At 69.9% G+C, this 16,912-nt stretch carries 13 protein-coding genes and 2 pseudogenes; 11 read left to right on the top strand and 4 right to left on the bottom strand.

The genetic code is table 11. The features are described from left to right. Positions 1–448 precede the first annotated feature (448 nt). Entirely contained in the window at positions 449–1,729 is a 1,281-nt protein-coding gene (locus BEN78_04365; GenBank protein ASR42734.1) for a hypothetical protein, read from the bottom strand. Next, positions 1,726–2,418: a two-component system response regulator gene (locus tag BEN78_04360; GenBank protein ID ASR42733.1), complete on the bottom strand. Its 693-nt coding sequence runs from the start codon at positions 2,416–2,418 to the stop codon at positions 1,726–1,728. The genes BEN78_04365 and BEN78_04360 overlap by 4 nt, the downstream gene beginning before the upstream one ends. A 144-nt stretch (positions 2,419–2,562) precedes the next feature. On the opposite strand from BEN78_04360, the gene BEN78_04355 reads away from it, so the two are divergent. The 9 genes and pseudogenes from BEN78_04355 (at position 2,563) to BEN78_04315 (ending at position 12,691) form a co-directional block, all read left to right on the top strand. Continuing rightward, positions 2,563–4,533 (top strand): sulfatase, encoded by a 1,971-nt coding sequence (locus BEN78_04355; protein ID ASR42732.1) that lies wholly within the window; start codon positions 2,563–2,565, stop codon positions 4,531–4,533. A 99-nt stretch (positions 4,534–4,632) separates the two neighbouring features. After that, positions 4,633–5,175: a gamma carbonic anhydrase family protein gene (locus BEN78_04350; GenBank protein ASR42731.1), complete on the top strand. Its 543-nt coding sequence runs from the start codon at positions 4,633–4,635 to the stop codon at positions 5,173–5,175. Between the two features lie 79 nt (positions 5,176–5,254). Further along, positions 5,255–5,943, top strand: a pseudogene (locus tag BEN78_04345) (hypothetical protein). Continuing rightward, positions 5,940–6,941: a hypothetical protein gene (locus BEN78_04340; GenBank protein ID ASR42730.1), complete on the top strand. Its 1,002-nt coding sequence runs from the start codon at positions 5,940–5,942 to the stop codon at positions 6,939–6,941. The pseudogene BEN78_04345 and the gene BEN78_04340 overlap by 4 nt, the downstream one beginning before the upstream one ends. Next, positions 6,931–8,532: a hypothetical protein gene (locus BEN78_04335; GenBank protein ID ASR42729.1), complete on the top strand. Its 1,602-nt coding sequence runs from the start codon at positions 6,931–6,933 to the stop codon at positions 8,530–8,532. The genes BEN78_04340 and BEN78_04335 overlap by 11 nt, the downstream gene beginning before the upstream one ends. After that, positions 8,532–9,670 (top strand): annotated as a pseudogene (locus tag BEN78_04330) (hypothetical protein). The gene BEN78_04335 and the pseudogene BEN78_04330 overlap by 1 nt, the downstream one beginning before the upstream one ends. Next, positions 9,667–10,659 (top strand): AAA family ATPase, encoded by a 993-nt coding sequence (locus tag BEN78_04325; GenBank protein ID ASR42728.1) that lies wholly within the window; start codon positions 9,667–9,669, stop codon positions 10,657–10,659. Before BEN78_04330 ends, BEN78_04325 begins: the two are co-directional and overlap by 4 nt. A gap of 31 nt (positions 10,660–10,690) precedes the next feature. After that, positions 10,691–11,992 (top strand): hypothetical protein, encoded by a 1,302-nt coding sequence (locus BEN78_04320; GenBank protein ASR42727.1) that lies wholly within the window; start codon positions 10,691–10,693, stop codon positions 11,990–11,992. Between the two features lie 159 nt (positions 11,993–12,151). Continuing rightward, a complete protein-coding gene (locus tag BEN78_04315) occupies positions 12,152–12,691 on the top strand; it encodes a hypothetical protein (protein ID ASR42726.1) in 540 nt (179 codons plus the stop codon). A 25-nt stretch (positions 12,692–12,716) separates the two neighbouring features. Here the strand turns inward: BEN78_04315 and BEN78_04310 are convergent, their stop codons facing one another. Then, positions 12,717–12,959, bottom strand: coding sequence for a glutathione peroxidase (locus BEN78_04310; GenBank protein ID ASR42725.1), 243 nt, complete (start codon positions 12,957–12,959; stop codon positions 12,717–12,719). A gap of 75 nt (positions 12,960–13,034) precedes the next feature. After that, positions 13,035–13,319, bottom strand: coding sequence for a hypothetical protein (locus BEN78_04305; GenBank protein ID ASR42724.1), 285 nt, complete (start codon positions 13,317–13,319; stop codon positions 13,035–13,037). 271 nt (positions 13,320–13,590) lie between these two features. On the opposite strand from BEN78_04305, the gene BEN78_04300 reads away from it, so the two are divergent. Further along, a complete protein-coding gene (locus BEN78_04300) occupies positions 13,591–14,703 on the top strand; it encodes a hypothetical protein (GenBank protein ID ASR44901.1) in 1,113 nt (370 codons plus the stop codon). A 121-nt stretch (positions 14,704–14,824) separates the two neighbouring features. Continuing rightward, complete coding sequence (locus tag BEN78_04295) at positions 14,825–16,834, top strand: choline transporter (protein ASR42723.1); 2,010 nt, start codon at positions 14,825–14,827, stop codon at positions 16,832–16,834. The last annotated feature ends 78 nt before the right edge of the window (positions 16,835–16,912 follow it).

Here is a 16,912-nt window from a genome sequence, read left to right as displayed (position 1 = left end):
CGGGTGTACCGACGCACGTGGTGGCCCTTACAGCCACGATCGCGGTGCTCGAGGCCGCAACGGTGCGCATTTCATCACACGCGTCCAGGCCGGCCTTCGTACGGCCTCGCGGCGTGCGGGCAATCAGCCGCATTCTATGCGGCAGAGACGATAAGTACCGGTGATCGGAATTGGCTAATAAATGGGAAATATGTGCTGACTCCGATATGGCATCGACTTGTCCAATAGCGTTGACAACGCAGTGCTAATGCCTGCGCCTGCGCCTGCGCCTGCTCCGTCGCCGCGGCCTGCCGGCGCCCACGCGCAGATCGCGACCGTAGAACAGACCAAGGCGCTGATCGTCCAGCGCTGCATCCGTCAGTCCGGGCCGGCGAGCGGCGCTTGTGCTGCGGCAGGTCTGAAGACCTGAGGGGGCGCGACGCGCCGCACTAGGCTGCGCGCATGCCGTTCAACGCGCGCTGCCGGATGCGTGCATGCGCAGCGTGGCGGTGGTGCCGCCGCCCGGCGCCGATTCGATCTCCAGCGCCCAGCCCAGGTGTTCGCAGACGCGCGCGATCAGTTCCAGGCCGATGCCGTCGCCCACAGGGGCCGCGCTGCGCGCCATGCGCGAGTAGATCGTGCTGATCTGCTCGGGCGACATGCCGTGGCCAGGGTCGCGGATGACGACGGTCGCGTCGGCATGCAGGGCGATCTCGATCCGGCCGTCGTCGCTGTGTTCGATCGCGTTGCGCAGCAGGTTGCCCACCGTCGCGCGGACCACGCCGGGCGGGGCGAGGATCGTGCACGGTTGCGGTGCGTGCAGGACGATCTCCAGCGCCTTGTCGCGGGTGAGGTGGCGGTGGTCGTCGATGATCGCCGGCAGCAACGCCGACAGTTCGATCGGGTGGCCGGCCTGCAGCAGACGCGCCGGATCCTTGGCCAGTGCCAGCAGCAGTGCGATCAGGCGGTCCATGTCGTTGGCGGTGTGGCGGATGCGCCGCAACTGGTGCGCGGTCGTGGCCGGCACGTCCGGGGTGGCGAGTGCGAGCTCGGCGGCGCCCGACATCACCGCCACCGGTGTGCGCAGTTCGTGGCTGGCAGTGCGGATGAACGCCCGCTCGCGTTCGACGAAGCGCTCGTTGCGTTGCAGGTAGTCGTTGAGCGCCGCGGCGATGACCTCCAGTTCCGAGCTGGCCTGCGGCCCGGGCACGACGCGTTGCCCGGCGCGGTCGGGCGAGAGCGCGGCGATGTCGCGCGCCAGCGTCGTCAGCGGACGCAGGGCGCGTCCAAGGCCCACCGCCATCACCGCACCCATCAGCAGCACCAGCAGGATCGACGAGCCGAGGATGAACAGCGTCAGCCGGTCTTCCTCGCGTTCCATCTCGGTGATGTCCAACGTCAGCACGTGGCGCAGGCCATCGACATGCGCCACCAGCACCAGCAGCTCGGTGCCGTCGGCCAGTTCGACCTCGTCGTGGATGCCGTCCGGCAGGCGGCGGGTCTCAGGTGGCGCGCCGGCCTGCCCGACGTACAGGCGCAGACTGTCCGAATCGCTCCAGCAGTACTGCGGGTCGCTGGCGCGCCGCTCGAGGTGGCGGGCGAACTCGGTGCGGAGCATCGAATCCCACAACCTGCGTTCGGCGTACTCGTTGACCAGGAAGCCGTGCAGTGACACGGCGGTCGTCAGCAGCAGCGCGTAGGCTGCCAGCCAGTAAAGGATGCGGGTGCGCAGACTGCGGGTCCGACTCATTCGGGCGGGCACGCGTCCGGGGGCGCAACGAGCCGGTAGCCGTAGCGCGGAAGGGTGCGGATCAGCTTGACCGCGAACGGGCCGTCGACGCTGCGGCGCAGGTCGTAGACATGCGAGCGGAGCATGTCGCCATCGGGCGGGGCGTCGCCCCACAGCGCGTGTTCGAGCTGCCGGCGTTCGACCGCAGCGGGGCTGGCTTGCATCAGCGTCTCGAGCAGTTTGCGCCCGGCCGGGTACAGGTGCAGGACCTGGCCGGCACGCGTGGCTTCCAGCGTGTCCAGATCCAGGCGCAGATCGTGGATCTGCAGCGCGCGCGGACTGCGCCGGCCGCGCGCGCGCGCGAGCACCGCATCGAGCCGGACCTCGAGCTCGGGCAGGGCGAAGGGTTTGGTCAGGTAGTCGTCGGCACCGGCGCGGAAGCCGACGAGCTTGTCGTGCAGGTCGTCGCGCGCGGTGAGCATGATCACCGGCGTATCGATCGCATGCTCGCGCAGCCGTTGCAGCAGCGTGCAGCCGTCCAGCCGCGGCAGCATCCAGTCCAGGATGATCGCGTCGTAGCGCTGGGTCACCGCCAGATGCAGGCCGACGATGCCGTCCGGCGCGGCGTCCATCTCATGGCCACGCGGTTCGAAGTATTCGAACAGGTTGCCGACAAGGTTGCGGTTGTCCTCGACCACGAGCAGTCGCATCGGTCCTTCCCACAGGGTCGTGCCCGGTATCTGCGTCCGATGATACGGGCGGCGGTCGCGGCGTTACGACAGATTTCCGACATCTTTCCCATGCGCTTCCGACAGGCCGCTGGCGATCCTGTCGCCACCGCCCCCTGCCGGCGGATGGAATCGGCGATGACCAGGCTGCACGGGACGCTCGCCCGGCTCCGCCCTGTACTGGGGATCTGCGCGCTTGGCCTGCTGCTGCTGAGCCTCTCGCGGCTGGGCCTGGCGGCCTGGCACCACACCCGGGTCACCGCAGTCGACGGCTGGGCGCAGGTGCTGTTGCAGGGCCTGCGGGTGGACATCGCCAGCGTCTGCCTGCTGTTCGGCCCGCTCGCCGCGCTCCTGATACTGCTGCCCGCGCGCGTGCTCGCCTGGCGCGCGGTGCGCGGCGCGGTGATCGCGTGGTTGGTCGCAGGCGCCACGCTGCTGGCCGGCCTGGAGCTCGCCACCCCTGGCTTCATGCAGGAGTACGGGTTGCGTCCCAACCGCCTGTTCGTCGAGTACCTGGCCTATCCGCGCGAAGTGCTGTCGATGCTGGCCGGCGGCCGCCTGTTGGAATGCGTCGTGGTGCTGGGGCTCACCGGTGTCGTGATCTGGGGCAGCGCCCGCCTCGTGCGCCGTTGGTGGCCGCGGGACGATGTGCCCCTGCCTGGATTGCCGGTGCGCGCGGCGCTGGCGCTGCTGGTGCTCGCGCTGGCGGCGCTAGGGGTGCGCTCGACCCTGGGGCATCGGCCGATGAACCCCGCGATGCTGGCCTTCAGCAGCGACCCCACAGTCAACACGTTGCCGTTGAACTCGTTCTACTCGCTGGGCGACGCCGTGCGTGGGTGGCTGCGCCACGAGGACAGCGCGCAGGCGCTGTACGGCGAGTTGCCCGATGCGGAGGTGCTCGCGACGGTGCGCCGCGACACCGGCCTGCCGGCGGCCGCGTTCGCCGATCCGGCGATCCCCACGCTCGCTGCGCGCACGCCCAGTTGGCAGGGGCGGCCGAAGAACCTGGTCATCGTGCTCGAGGAGAGCCTCGGGGCGCAGTTCATCGGCAGCCTGGGCGGGCGCCCGCTGTCGCCGCACTACGATGCACTTTCGCGCCAGGGCTGGGCGTTCACCCGCCTCTATGCGACCGGCACGCGTTCGGTGCGGGGCATCGAGGCAGTCGTCGCCGGGTTCGCGCCGACCCCGGCGCAGGCTGTGGTCAAGCGGCAGGGCAGCCAGCATGGCTTCTTCACGCTGGCCGAAGTGCTGCGCCGGCGCGGTTACGACACCACGTTCTACTACGGCGGCGAGAGTCACTTCGACAACATGCGCGGGTTCTTCCTGGGCAATGGCTTCGGTCGCGTGATCGAGCAGCGCGACTACCGCAACCCGACCTTCGTCGGCGCCTGGGGCGTGTCGGACGAGGATCTGTTCGCGCGCGCCGACAGCGAGTTCGCGCGCCTGCACGCCGAGGGCAAGCCGTTCTTCGGCTTTGTGTTCACTTCCAGCAATCACGACCCCTTCGAGTTCCCGGAAGGGCGCATCGCACCCTACGAGCAGCCGCTGCACACGCGCGACAACGCCGCCAAGTACGCCGACCATGCGCTGGGCGGGTTCTTCGCGCGCGCGATGGCCAGCGACTACTGGCAGGACACCGTCTTCCTGGTCGTGGCCGACCACGACTCGCGGGTGTTCGGCCGCGACCTGGTGCCGATCGACAACTTCCACATTCCGGGCCTGATCCTCGGCCAGGGCATCGCGCCGCGCCGCGACGACCGCATCGCCAGCCAGATCGATCTCGGACCGACGCTGCTGTCGCTGATCGGCATCGGTGATGCCACGCCGATGACCGGTCGCGATCTCTCCGATCCGCACATCAGCCTGCCGGGACGGGCGCTGATGCAGTACGACCGCAACTTCGCGTGGCTGCAGGGCGAGGACGTGGTCGTGTTCCAGCCGGACAAGCCGCCGAGCCAGTACCGCTACACGCCCGGGACCGGGGTGCTGCGCCCGGCCGCGCTGTCGCCGACGCTGGCCCGGCAGGCGCATGCCCAGGCACTGTGGGGCTCGCTCGCCTACGACCGCGGCTGGTACCGGCTGCCGTCCGCGCGCTGAGTCCTCGCGCAGGCGCCGGTCCCGGCGCAGGAGCGGATCGCAGCGCCGCGGCCTCTGCGCGAGGGGGCAAAGCCGTGCCCGGGCAGGCATACTCGCGCGATGAACCTGCGCCCTTATCGCAACATCGCTCCGCAGCTCGGCGCCCGCGTCTATGTCGATCCGGCCGCGACCGTGATCGGCGACGTGCATCTGGGCGACGACGTCTCGGTCTGGCCCGGCACGGTGATCCGCGGCGACGTCAACCACGTGCGCATCGGCGCGCGTACCAGCGTGCAGGACGGCACGGTGATCCACGTCAGCCACGCCGGCCCGCATGCCAAGCTCGGCGGCTTTGCGACGATCGTCGGCAGCGACGTCACGGTCGGCCACAAGGCGATCCTGCATGCCTGCACGATCGGCGACGCGGTGCTGGTGGGCATGGGCGCGATCGTGCTCGACGGCGTCGTGGTCGGCCGTCACGCGATGATTGGCGCCGGCGCGGTGGTGCCGCCGGGCCGGGAGATCGGCGAGGGCGAGCTGTGGGTCGGCAATCCGGCGCGCTGCGTGCGCCGGCTCACCGAGGCGCAGATCGAGGGGCTGCGCTACAGCGCGGCACACTACGTCCGGCTCAAGGACGAGTATCTGGCCGCAATGGCGGCCTGAGCGGGACGACGTACGACGCATGAGCGATACGGAGCAGGGGCGCAGGGAGGCCGCGACCGCAGCGCGCACGCAGGCGCCCATGGCCCTGCTCGACACCGTGCGCGAGGTGCACACGCCCGAGGGCGTGGCGCTGCAACTGCCGGCGGCCGGCCCGGTGCCGCGCGCGGTCGCCTGGCTGATCGACCTGGGCATCCGCGGCGTCCTGCTGCTGGCCGCGGCGATCGTGCTCGGTCTGCTGGGCCGGGTCGGCTCGGGCGTCTACATGGTCACGCTATTCGTGATCTTCTGGGGCTACCCGGTGCTGTTCGAGGCCCTGGCCGGCGGCCGGACTCCGGGAAAGCGCGCGTTGTCATTGCGCGTGGTCTCGGCCGACGGCGCACCGATCGGCTGGATGGCCAGCTTCGTGCGCAACCTGATGCGGACCGTCGACATGCTGCCGATGGGCTACGGCGCGGGTCTGGTGGCCTGCCTGGCCGATCCCTGGAGTCGGCGGCTGGGCGACATGGTCGCCGGCACACTGGTGATCCATGCCCCCGCGACCGGACCTTGCCGACCGCGCTGGAGCTGCAGCCGCAGGCCCCGGCCGTGCCGCTGCAGGCGCATGAGCAGATCGCGGTGATCGCGTTCGCCGAACGCGCGGGCACGCTCACGCCCGGACGGCAGCAGGAACTGGCCGACGTGGTCGCGCCGGTGACCGGCGCGCGTGGCGAGATGGGCGTGCTGCGCCTGCTGGGCATCGCGAACTGGCTGCTGGGGCGCCGCGCATGAGGCAGGACAGCTTCGTCGCTCGGCACGCGGCCGAATGGGATGCCTTCGAGCGCTGGCTCGATGCCCGCGCGGCCAGCCCTTGGCGCGCACGCCGCCACCGCAGCGACTGGGACGGCCTGAGCGACGAGGAGATCCCGTCGCGCTACCGCCGGCTGTGTCAGCAACAGGCGCTCGCGCGCCGGCGCGGCTACAGCCCGCAGCTCACCGCCCGGCTGCAGGCGCTGATGCAGCGCGGCCACGCGGTGATGTACCGCCCGCCGCCGCCGCCCTGGCGGCGCGCGTTGCTGTTCCTGCTGGCCGAGTTCCCGCGCCTGGTGCGTGCCCAGCGTGGTTGTCTGTGGGCGTCGCTGGCCTTGTTCGCGTTGCCGATGGCGCTGTTGTTCGCGCTGGTGCTGCGATGGCCGGAGCTGGCCTATACGGTGCTCTCGCCGTCGCAGCTGGCGCAGATGGAATCGATGTACGACCCGGCGGGGGCGGACATGGCCTTCCAGCGTTCGGGCCAGACCGATGTGCAGATGTTCGGCTTTTACATCTGGAACAACGTCAGCATCGGATTCCGCACCTTCGCCAGTGGGCTGCTGGCGGGCGTCGGCACGATATTCGTGCTGCTGTTCAACGGCGTGTTCTTCGGCGTGGTCGCCGGCCATTTGCAGGCGATCGGTCACGGCGGCCCGTTCTGGCGCTTCGTGGCCGGCCACTCGGCGCCCGAGCTCACCGCGATCGTGATCGCCGGTGCCGGCGGCCTGCGGTTGGGCCTGGCGCTGGTCGCGCCGGGCCCGTTGCGGCGGCTCGATGCGCTGGTGCAGGCCGGACGCGATGGCGGCCGGTTGTGCATCGGCATCCTGGTGATGCTGGTGTTCGCGGCGTTCGTCGAGGCGTTCTGGTCGTCGACCGGGGCGATTCCCGATCCCGTGCGCTTCGGCGTCGGCGGCGGGCTGTGGCTGCTGGTGTTGCTGTGGCTGTGGCGCGGCGGACGTGGGGGCGTGGATGCGCGTTGAGTCGGTCCAGGTCGAGCTGCGCCCGCGCACCGGCTGGGAAGCAATGGAGCTGGGCAACGCGCTGGTGCGCCGGCATGCGGCTGCGATCTGGGGGCCGTGGCTGGCGTGCGCGCTGCCGCTGTTTGTCGCGGTCAACGCCGCGGCCTGGGCGATCGACCGCCTGTGGCTGGCGACGCTGGCGCTGTGGTGGCTGGCGCCGCTGCTCGACCGGATTCCGTTGTTCGTGCTTTCGCGCGCGGTGTTCGGCGCCGCGCCGCGGCCGCGGCAGACGCTCGCCGCGCAGCTGCGCTGGGGCTGGCGTCCGATCCTCGCCTACCTGACTTGGCGGCGGTTCAGTCCGTGGCGGACGGTGGCGCTGCCGGTCGCACTGCTCGAAGGCCTGACCGGGCCGGCGCTGGCGCAGCGCCGGCGGCTGCTGATCGACGGCGTTGGCGGGCATGCGCTGCTGCTGGCCATCGTCGGTCAGCTGTTCGTCGGCGTGCTGGTGCTGTCGCTGGTCTCGCTGGTGCTGCTGTTCGTGCCCGCCGAGCTGCTGTCGGAGTCGGCGCGCGCGATGTGGGCGCTGATCACCCAGCAGCCCCCACGCTGGGCGCAGGTGCTGGGCAATCTGGCGCTGTGGCTGGCGATCGGCCTGGTCGCGCCGTTCCAGGTCGGCGCCGGGTTCGGGCTGTACCTCAACCGGCGCACGCAGCTGGAGGCCTGGGATCTGGAGATCGCGTTCCGGCGGCTGCGCGCGCGGATCGCGCCGACGGCCTCGACCTTCACGGTCGCGCTGTTGGCGGGTCTGCTGCTGGCCGCCGGCCCGTCGCAGGCGCAACAGGCCCCGGCCGACGACCCGCTGGCGCCGACCAAGACCTGGACGCCCGAGGACCGGGATCGGGACCGAAACCGGGACCACGAGACGGACGCGGCGGCGGTCTCGTTGCAGGACGTGTTCGACGACCAGCTCGCGCAGGATGCGGATTTCGGCCAGTCCGTCGAGCGCGCGTATACCGATCCCCTGCTCGACAACCGGCGGATCGAACGGCGTTGGCAGCCCAAAACGCGCGAGGACAAGGCGCGCAATCGCAGCAGCACGCTCGATCCGGGGGTGTTCGCGGCGATTGCACAGGTGCTCGCGCTGATCGCCGAGTACGGGCTGTGGATCGTGTTCGGCCTGATCGTGCTGGCCTTGGTGCTGACCGCACGCCGCTGGTGGCCGTGGATGCGCGACGGGCTCGCCGCAACGGACGCGCCCAGCGAAATCGTCGTCGATGCGGCGCCACCGCTGCCCGAGGCCTTGCCCGACGATCTGGTGACGACTGCGCGGACGCTGTGGCGTGAGGGCCAGCGGCGGCGCGCACTTGCGCTGCTCTACCGCGGCAGCGTCGAGGCGATGGCCGAACGGGCCGGGGTGACCCTGGTCCCGGGCGCGACCGAGGCGCAGTGCCTGCGGGCGTCGCGGCGTCTGCCCGAGGCCAGCGACCGTGATGCGTTTGCGGGCATGGTGCGGGTCTGGCAGCGCGCCGCGTACGGTGGGCGGCTGCCCGACGACGAGGGCTTCGAGGCGCTCGTTGCCGCGTTGGCGCCGCGTTTCGGGTGGGCGTCCTGATGGGCTGGCCGACGCGCATCGGACTGGGGGTGCTGGCGGCGCTCGTGCTCGCGTTGAGCGTGGCGTGGTTCCTGCACACCCACGAGCGCGTGGACGAGGAGCGCACGCTGCCGCCGCGCGGCGAGGCGGCCTACAACCCGCTGTACGCGTTGCGCCAGACGCTGCGTGAGGCCGGGGTGCCGGCGCAGTCGCGCCAGCGCCTGCGCCTGGACACGATCGCGCTGGGGCCGCGCGACACGCTGCTGATCTACGGCGATCCGGGGACAATGACGCCGGCTGAGATCGCGACCGTGGTCGACTGGGTCGACGGCGGCGGTCATCTGGTGGTGCGCACGCCGCCGCCGCGGCTGCGCGACGGGGCGACGCGGCCGCGGACCTTGCTCGGCGAACTGGGCGTGCGGCTGATCGACGGCGCCGGGGTCTGCGAACACCTGCGCATCGAAGGCCAGCCGCCGCATACCGAGTTCTGCGGGGGCGCCGCTTCGAGCTCGACGGGGGCGAGCCGTGGCTGGCCTGGGGCGACCCGGACGGCCATCTGGCCTATGCCCGTTTTGCCCACGGCGAGGGCTGGGTCGATGTACTCGCCGACATGGATTTCCTCGCCAACGATGCGCTGCGCGAGGGCCCGCACTGGATGCTCGCGCGCCAAGTGCTGGCGCCGAACTGGGGCGAGGGGACGGTCCACCTCGTCTACGCGGCCAGCGTGCCGCCGCTGTGGTACCTGCTGCTGACGCGCGGCTGGATGGCCTGGGGGCCGCTGCTGCTGGCACTGGCCGCCTGGCTGTGGATGCGCACGCAGCGGTTGGGCCCGTTGCGGCCGTCTCCGCCGGCCGCACGGCGCGCGCTGCTCGAACACGTGCGCGCCAGTGGCGAGCACCTGGTGCGCTACGGCCGTGCGCCGTTGCTTTACGAGGCAGTCCGCGAGGCGTTCCTGGCGCGCCTGCGCCGGCGTGACCCACTGGCCGCCTCGCTCGAGGGCGAGGCCCGCGACCAGGCCATTGCCGCGCGCACCGGCCTGTCCCCGCGCGAGGTCCGCCAGGCCCTGCTCGCGCCCCGTCCCGACGATGCGAAGGCGTTGCGCCAGCGCATCGCCCGCCTGATCCAGATGCGATCGAACCTCACGAGACTCCGACCATGAGCGAACTGCCTGTGTCCCCGCCCGCGCCGATCACCGGCGATGCCCTCGCCGAACGCGTCGCCGCCGTCCGCGACGAGGTCGCCAAGGCCTTCATCGGCCAGCCCGAGGTGCTCGACCAGATCCTGGTCGCCCTGCTGGCCGGCGGCCACGTGCTGCTCGAAGGCGTGCCGGGCCTGGGCAAGACGCTGCTGGTGCGTGCGCTGGCGACCGCGCTGGGCTGCAACTTCGCGCGTGTGCAGTTCACGCCCGACCTGATGCCCAGCGATGTCAGCGGCCATGCCGTGTGGGACACCAAGAGCGAGACCTTCGTCGTGCGCCGCGGGCCGATCTTCACCAACCTGCTGCTGGCCGACGAGATCAACCGTGCACCGGCCAAGACCCAGTCTGCGCTGCTGGAGGCGATGCAGGAACAGCAGGTCACGATCGAAGGCCACAGCTTCGAACTGCCGCCGCCGTTCATGACCCTGGCCACGCAGAACCCTGTGGAGCAGGAAGGCACGTACCCGTTGCCCGAGGCGCAGCTCGATCGCTTCCTGCTCAAGGTGCTGATCGACTACCCCGAGCACGAGGACGAGGTCGCGATGGTGACCGCGATCAGCGGCGGCAAGGTCGCGGCCGATTTCGACCTGTCGCAGCTGGCGACGGTGCTGGCGCCGGGCGAGATCGTCGCGCTGCAGCAGGGCACCGCGGCGACCGTCGTCGATGCCGCGGTCGTCGACTACGCCGTGCGTATCGCCGGCGCGACCCGCCGTTGGCCGGGCATCGCGCTGGGCGCCGGTCCCCGTGGCAGCTTGGCGCTGATCCGCACCGGGCGCGCGCAGGCGGTGCTGGCCGGACGCGATTTCGTGACCCCCGACGACATCCGCGAGATCGCCACGCCCGCGCTGCGCCATCGCATCGCGCTTGCGCCGGAACTGCAGATCGAAGGTCAGGATGCCGACCAGGTGCTGCAGGCGGTGCTGGCCAAGGTCGACGCGCCGCGCCGATGACCTCGGGCGTTCGCCAACGCGGAATGCAGACATGAGGCCGGCGCCGGTCCTGATCGGGCTGCTCGTGGTCTGGGGCCTGGCCGGGGTGGCGGCCTCGCTGTGGCCGCCTGCGGTGCTGCCATGGCAGGCGATCGGTGCGCTCTTGCTGGCGCTGTCGATCGGTGACCTCGCATTGCTGGCGCGCCGACCCACGCCGGATGTCGTGCGCACGGTACCCGAGGCTTGGCCGATCGGTGTGACCCGCCCGGCGGTGCTGCAGATCGAGGGCGGCGCACGCGTGCAGCATCTGGATGTGCACGACCTGCATCCGCCGGACTGGGAGGTCACGGGCCTGCCGCGGCGGCTGCGACTCGCGCCGGGCACCGTCGCCCGGGTCGAATACCGGCTGCGCCCGATCCGGCGCGGCGAGGCCGCATTCGACGGCGTGCAACTGCGTCTGCGCTCGCCGCTGGGCCTGTGGCGGCAGCGGCGCGATGCCGGTACGCGGCAGCGCGTGCGCGTGTTCCCGAACTTCGCCCCGTTGACCCGGCTTGCGCTGCTCAGCGCCGACCAGGCCTCGCGGCTGGTCGGCGCGCACATCAAGCGGCGACGCGGCGAAGGCACCGATTTCCACCAGATGCGCGAGTATCGCATCGGCGACAGCCTGCGCCAGATCGATTGGAAGGCCAGTTCGCGCGCACGCAAGCTGATCTCGCGCGAGTATCAGGACGAGAAGAACCAGCAACTGATCGTCGTGCTCGACACCGGGCGACGGATGCTCGCCCAGGACGGTGCGCTGTCGCACTTCGACCACGCACTCGATGCTGCGCTCGTCGTGTCCTATCTCGCGTTGCGCCAGGGCGATGCGGTCGGCCTGCTGGCAACCGGCGGCGACGCGCGCTGGATGGCGCCGCAGCGCGGCATGGGCGCGGTCGACACGCTGCTGCGGGTGAGCTACGACCTGCAACCGCAGGCGGTGGCGACCGACTACCTGGCCGCGGCGACCGAGCTGTCGCTGCGTCAGCGTCGGCGCGGCCTGCTGATGCTGGTGACCAACCTGCGCGACGAGGACATCGAGGATGTGCTGGCAGCCGTGCGCATGTTGCAGAAGCGGCACCTGGTCGTCGTCGCCTCGCTGCGCGAGCGCGCGCTCGACGAGGTGCTCGATGCCGAAGTGCGCGATCACGACGACGCCGTGCGCGCCGGTGCCACCGCGCGCTATCTGGCCCAGCGCAAGGCCGCGCACGATGCGTTGCGCAACCATCGCGTGACCGTGCTCGACGTCACCGGCGAGCAGCTGCCGTCCGCGCTCGTCGAACGCTATCTGGCGATCAAGCGCGACGGCATGTTGTGAGGCGGGCGGTTAGTTCACGCGATGCGCATGCGACCGCGCTAGGCTGCCCACGCGCGCCAGGACGCCGCGCAGGGGGAGGGTCCGGCCGCGATGCCCGCCATCGGAGGAATCGCCATGCTTACCGTTTGTCCCCAAATCCCATCCGCGGCCGATCGCCGTGTGTGCGCGCTGCGTCTTGTCGTGGCCACTGCACTGCTCGCCCTGCTGTCGGCCTGCGCGGCCACGGTGCAGCGGCCGGCCGGCGTGCCGGAGGAACCGGTCGTGTTCGGGGGCGATGTGCGTCAGGTTGTGCTGGTGGTCGAGGGCAGCGATACCGCACGTGCGTCCGACGACTGGTCGCAGTTCCGTGCGCTGTGGGACGAGGCGATCCGCAATGCGACGTCGGCCGCCGGGATGCAGGGCAGCGTGCGCGACAGCCGGCCGGCCACGCTTGATCCGCCCGGGGTCGTGGTGGTGCTGCGCGTGGACAGCTACCGCTATGTGTCGACCGGCGCCCGCATCGGCCTGGGCGTGATGACCGGCAACGCGCATATCAAGGCCAGCGCGCAATTCGTGAAGCAACCCGGGGGACAGGTCGTCGCCACGCGCAGCTACGACACGACGTCGAGCGCCTGGCAGGGCATCTTCGCGCCGATGACCACCAAGCAGGTGCAGGCGATCGCCGACCGCATCGTGGCCGAGGTCCGCGCCGGCAGTTGATCGGCCGGCGTGGTGCCCAGTCGGGTCAGCCGCCGAGGTGGAAGTAGGGCTCGACCGTGCCCTTGAGCTTGACCGTCAGCGGCTGGCCGCGGCGGTCGAGTGCACGGCCGGCCGCGACCCGGATCCAGCCTTCGCTGACGCAGTATTCCTCGACGTCGCGGCGCTCGTTGCCGTTGAACCGGATGCCGATACCGCGGTTCATCGCGTCCGCATCGTAGTACGGGCTGCGCGGGTCGTTGGACAGGCGGTCGGGTGGGGTGTCGGTCATGATGGTCGAAAATCGTGATCGGAAAGGGCGGAAGGATACCGCCGCCGAACGTCGGCTTCATCCGTGGCGCTGCGCTCAGGGCGCCAGGCCGCGTCCCTGGCGCCGCGCGTTGTCGATCACCGCGCGGACCAGCGCACGGTCATTGTGGCGCGAGATCGGCATCGCCCCCAGCGCGATCGCGCGGTCGCGCAATGCGGCGGTGACGTCGTAGTGCGCACCGCTGGTGCGGTTCTGGAACGCGCGGCGCGGGATACCGAGCTGCGCGGCGAAGGCATGCAGCTCGTCGAGCGTGTCCGCCAGCAGGTGCGCCCAGCGTTCGCCGCGCCACAGGTGCACGGCATCGTCGACGTAGACGGTCATGCGAGATCTGCACATCGGCATCATTGCCGGTTGTCCATGATAGCGCCCGGATGCGGCCGCGCACCTGGGACGGCCGTGTGTTTCCTGGCATCGAATGGCCTGCGGCGCGCGCGTGTCGCATATCGTGTCCTGGCTGAAAACCCCGGGTTTTTCCCTGCGTTTTTTGCGTATTCGCATTCCGCCGGATTTGGGCTTGGCGCTGCGAATCGTTAAAATGGCCGATTCGTGTCGATTCATCGAGTGCTTCGAGGAGGGCAGACCTGTTGTGATGATGCGTGGTTCCAGATGGTTGTTATGTGGTGTCCTGGCAGGCGCAATGCCTGTCGTGTCGGCAGATGACGGTGCCGATGCCGGACGCAGTCTCGATCTTGGCGGCGCGGTCCGCTTCAACTACGGATGGCTCGACTATGGGCCGACCAGCGGCCTGCAGACCGAACTGGTCCGGGTCGACGCCAAAGGCCATGTTGGCCCTGCCTTCTTCTCCCTGCAGTACCGCTGGTACGACGGCTTCGACGCCATCCATCACGCCTACGCGGGTTGGCGCCTGGAGGACGGCCGCGATGGCGGCCCAGTGTCCGATATCCGCGCCGGTGTCCAGCAGGTGCCGTTCGGCCTGTTGCCGACGGCCTCGCACAGTTTCTGGTTCGGCTCCGGCTATTACCTGGGCATCGAGGACGACTACGACCTGGGCGTGGTCTGGCAGCGCCAGCACGGCGCGCATCAGTGGCATGCGGGTGTGTTCTCTGGCGATGAGTACGGCACCGGCGCCAATTTCGACCGTTATTCCTTCGATGTCGCGACGACCGAGGACCTGCCTTATCGCGAGCGCGAACGCGCGATCGTGCGCTACGAGCGCAGCGGCACGAGCGGCGGCTGGGAGACGGCCTATGGCGTGTCGGCATTCGCTGGCCGCATCGAGAATCGTATCGACGGTCGCAAGCACGATCACACTGGCGCCGCGCTGCATGGGCAATGGACCCGCGGTCCATTGACGCTGCAGGCGCAATGGGCGCGCTACCGCTACGACAACCCCGAGTCGCGAATCGCGATGTCGGCCTTCATGTTTCCGTTCGAGATCGCCTCGCAGGCCGATGTGCCGACGTTCAACGTCGCCTGGGACGTGCAGCGCACCGGCTGGTTCGACAGCATCACCTGCTACAACAATGCCAGCGCGACGCTGCCGGTGGGCGGCGATCCGGGCCTGCGCGACTCGATCCAGAACGTCACCGGCTGCAGCTTCGGCAAGGGCGTGATGCTGACCTACGTCGACTGGATCGCCGGCAAGAACATGTGGTTCGCCGGCGGCCCGGGTATCGGCGTGCGCGATCCGGCCAACGACGGCTGGCACTCCCGGCTCAACGTCAACATCGGCTTCTACTTCTGATCGCAGGCCGGGCGCTGCCCGGCCCACGCTCCGGTGGCGGCCTTGCCGCCGCTTTCACCTGGACACGGCGGCGCCTGGCACAGGCTGCAGCCCGACGCCGTGCCCCGCATGAGGACTTTCCATGAACGACTCTCCCGCGCATCCGGCCCCTGAGCCGGCCGCACCGCCGGAACGCTGGCACTCGCGCATTCTCGGCCCGGTCTTCTACCCGTCGGCGTTGATTGTGCTGGCCCTGGTGGTGCTTTCGTTCGTCGTGCCCGAAGCGACCGAAACCGCGTTCGGCCATGCCAAGACCTGGGTCGCCAATGACGCGGGCTGGTTCACCGTGCTCGCGGTGGCGGGCTTTCTGGTGTTCATCATCGGCATCGCGGTCAGCGGTTTTGGCCGGATCAAACTCGGGCCCGATCACAGCCGGCCCGACTACAACTACGTCACTTGGTTCGCGATGCTGTTCGCGGCGGGTATGGGCATCGGTCTGATGTTTTTCGGCGTGGCCGAACCGATCATGCATTACGCCGAGCCGCCGATCGGCGATGCGCAGACGATCGCCGCCGCGCGCCAGGCCATGCGCATCACCTTCTTCCACTGGGGCATCCATGCCTGGGCGATCTATGCAGTGGTGGCGCTGTCGCTGGCCTACTTCGCCTATCGCCACGGGCTCCCACTGCGGATCCGCTCGTCGCTGTACCCGATCATCGGCGAGCGCATCCACGGCCCGATCGGCCACGCGGTCGACACCTTCGCGGTTCTGGGCACGATCTTCGGTCTGGCGACCTCGCTGGGTCTGGGCGTGATCCAGATCAACGCCGGCCTGAACTATCTGTTCGACATCGCAGTGGGGACGACGACGCAGATCGTGTTGATCACGGTGATCACGCTGATCGCGACCGGTTCGGTGGTCAGCGGCCTGGATCGTGGCGTGCGCCGGCTGTCGGAGCTCAACATGATCATGGCAGTCGCGCTGCTGGCGTTCGTGCTGATCGCCGGGCCGACGGTCTACCTGATGCAGACCTTCGTGCAGAACACCGGCATGTACGTGTCGAACCTGTTCTCGATGACCTTCAACCTCTACGCCTACGAGCCGACCAGCTGGCTGGGTGGCTGGACGTTGTTCTACTGGGGCTGGTGGATCGCCTGGTCGCCGTTCGTGGGCATGTTCATCGCGCGCATCTCGCGCGGCCGTACGATCCGCGAGTTTGTCGTCGGCGTGCTGCTCGTGCCGCTCGGCTTCACGTTCCTGTGGATGACCATCTACGGCAACACGGCCTTGCACATGGTCATGGTCGACGGCGTGACCCAACTGGTGGATGCGGTGGCCGCCGACAGCTCGGTGGCGATCTTCCAGTTCCTGGAAAACCTGCCGTTCTCGACGCTGACCTCGGGTCTGGCGACGGCGCTGGTGGTGATCTTCTTCGTGACCTCGTCGGATTCGGGCTCGCTGGTCATCGACATGCTCACCACCAAGGGCGAGGAGGAATCGCCGGTGTGGCAGCGCATCTTCTGGGCGCTGGCCGAAGGTGCGGTCGCGATCGCGTTGCTGCTGGCCGGTGGTCTGGCGGCGCTGCAGGCCGCGACGATCGCCTCGGCGTTGCCGTTCACCGTGGTCATGATCCTGATGTGCTGGGGCATGGTGCGCGCGATGCGTCTGGAGGTGGTCAAGCAGGTGAGCACCCGAGAGGCACGGTTGGCGCCGACGGGCCTGGGCGGTGGCGGCGACTGGAAGGTGCGCCTGCGCGCGCTCGCCCATCACCCGCTGCAGAAGGAGGTGCTGGCGTACCTGCAGTCGCAGGTCCGGCCTGCGTTCGAAGATGTGGCCGCCGAACTGCGCAAGCAGGCCCTCGAAGTGCAGGTCGACAGCGGCGAGGACGGCCGGGTCTGGCTGCAGGTCGGCCATGGCGAGGAGATGGACTTCTACTATTCCGTGCGGCCGATCCCGTATGAGCCGCCGAGCTTCATGCTCGACGACCCGCGCCGGCGCAGGAAGGATTCCGATCGCTACTATCGCGCCGAGGTGCATCTGCGCGAGGGCGGGCAGGATTACGATGTGATGGGCTGGCGTCGCGACGAGCTGATCCACGACGTGCTCGACCAGTACCAGCGCCACATCCACTTCCTCAACGTGGTGCGCTAGCACCCCGCAGGAGCGTCACGCAAAAGGCCGCGCAGATGCGCGGCCTTTTGTTGTCGGGCGCTTCCCCCGAGCCCCGTA

It is taken from the genome of Xanthomonas citri pv. mangiferaeindicae (assembly GCA_002240395.1).
GTDB classification, from domain to species: domain Bacteria; phylum Pseudomonadota; class Gammaproteobacteria; order Xanthomonadales; family Xanthomonadaceae; genus Luteimonas; species Luteimonas citri_A.
This window is presented reverse-complemented; position numbering and strand designations above follow the sequence as displayed.

Bases quoted from the DNA above. Each gene is read 5' to 3' on its own strand.
- BEN78_04300 (ASR44901.1), top strand. From the start codon at position 13,591: ATGCGTGGTTCCAGATGGTTGTTATGTGGTGTCCTGGCAGGCGCAATG.
- BEN78_04305 (ASR42724.1), bottom strand. From the start codon at position 13,319: ATGACCGTCTACGTCGACGATGCCGTGCACCTGTGGCGCGGCGAACGC.
- BEN78_04365 (ASR42734.1), bottom strand. From the start codon at position 1,729: ATGAGTCGGACCCGCAGTCTGCGCACCCGCATCCTTTACTGGCTGGCA.
- BEN78_04340 (ASR42730.1), top strand. From the start codon at position 5,940: ATGAGGCAGGACAGCTTCGTCGCTCGGCACGCGGCCGAATGGGATGCC.
- BEN78_04355 (ASR42732.1), top strand. From the start codon at position 2,563: ATGGAATCGGCGATGACCAGGCTGCACGGGACGCTCGCCCGGCTCCGC.
- BEN78_04350 (ASR42731.1), top strand. From the start codon at position 4,633: ATGAACCTGCGCCCTTATCGCAACATCGCTCCGCAGCTCGGCGCCCGC.
- BEN78_04360 (ASR42733.1), bottom strand. From the start codon at position 2,418: ATGCGACTGCTCGTGGTCGAGGACAACCGCAACCTTGTCGGCAACCTG.
- BEN78_04325 (ASR42728.1), top strand. From the start codon at position 9,667: ATGAGCGAACTGCCTGTGTCCCCGCCCGCGCCGATCACCGGCGATGCC.
- BEN78_04310 (ASR42725.1), bottom strand. From the start codon at position 12,959: ATGACCGACACCCCACCCGACCGCCTGTCCAACGACCCGCGCAGCCCG.
- BEN78_04320 (ASR42727.1), top strand. From the start codon at position 10,691: ATGAGGCCGGCGCCGGTCCTGATCGGGCTGCTCGTGGTCTGGGGCCTG.
- BEN78_04295 (ASR42723.1), top strand. From the start codon at position 14,825: ATGAACGACTCTCCCGCGCATCCGGCCCCTGAGCCGGCCGCACCGCCG.
- BEN78_04335 (ASR42729.1), top strand. From the start codon at position 6,931: ATGCGCGTTGAGTCGGTCCAGGTCGAGCTGCGCCCGCGCACCGGCTGG.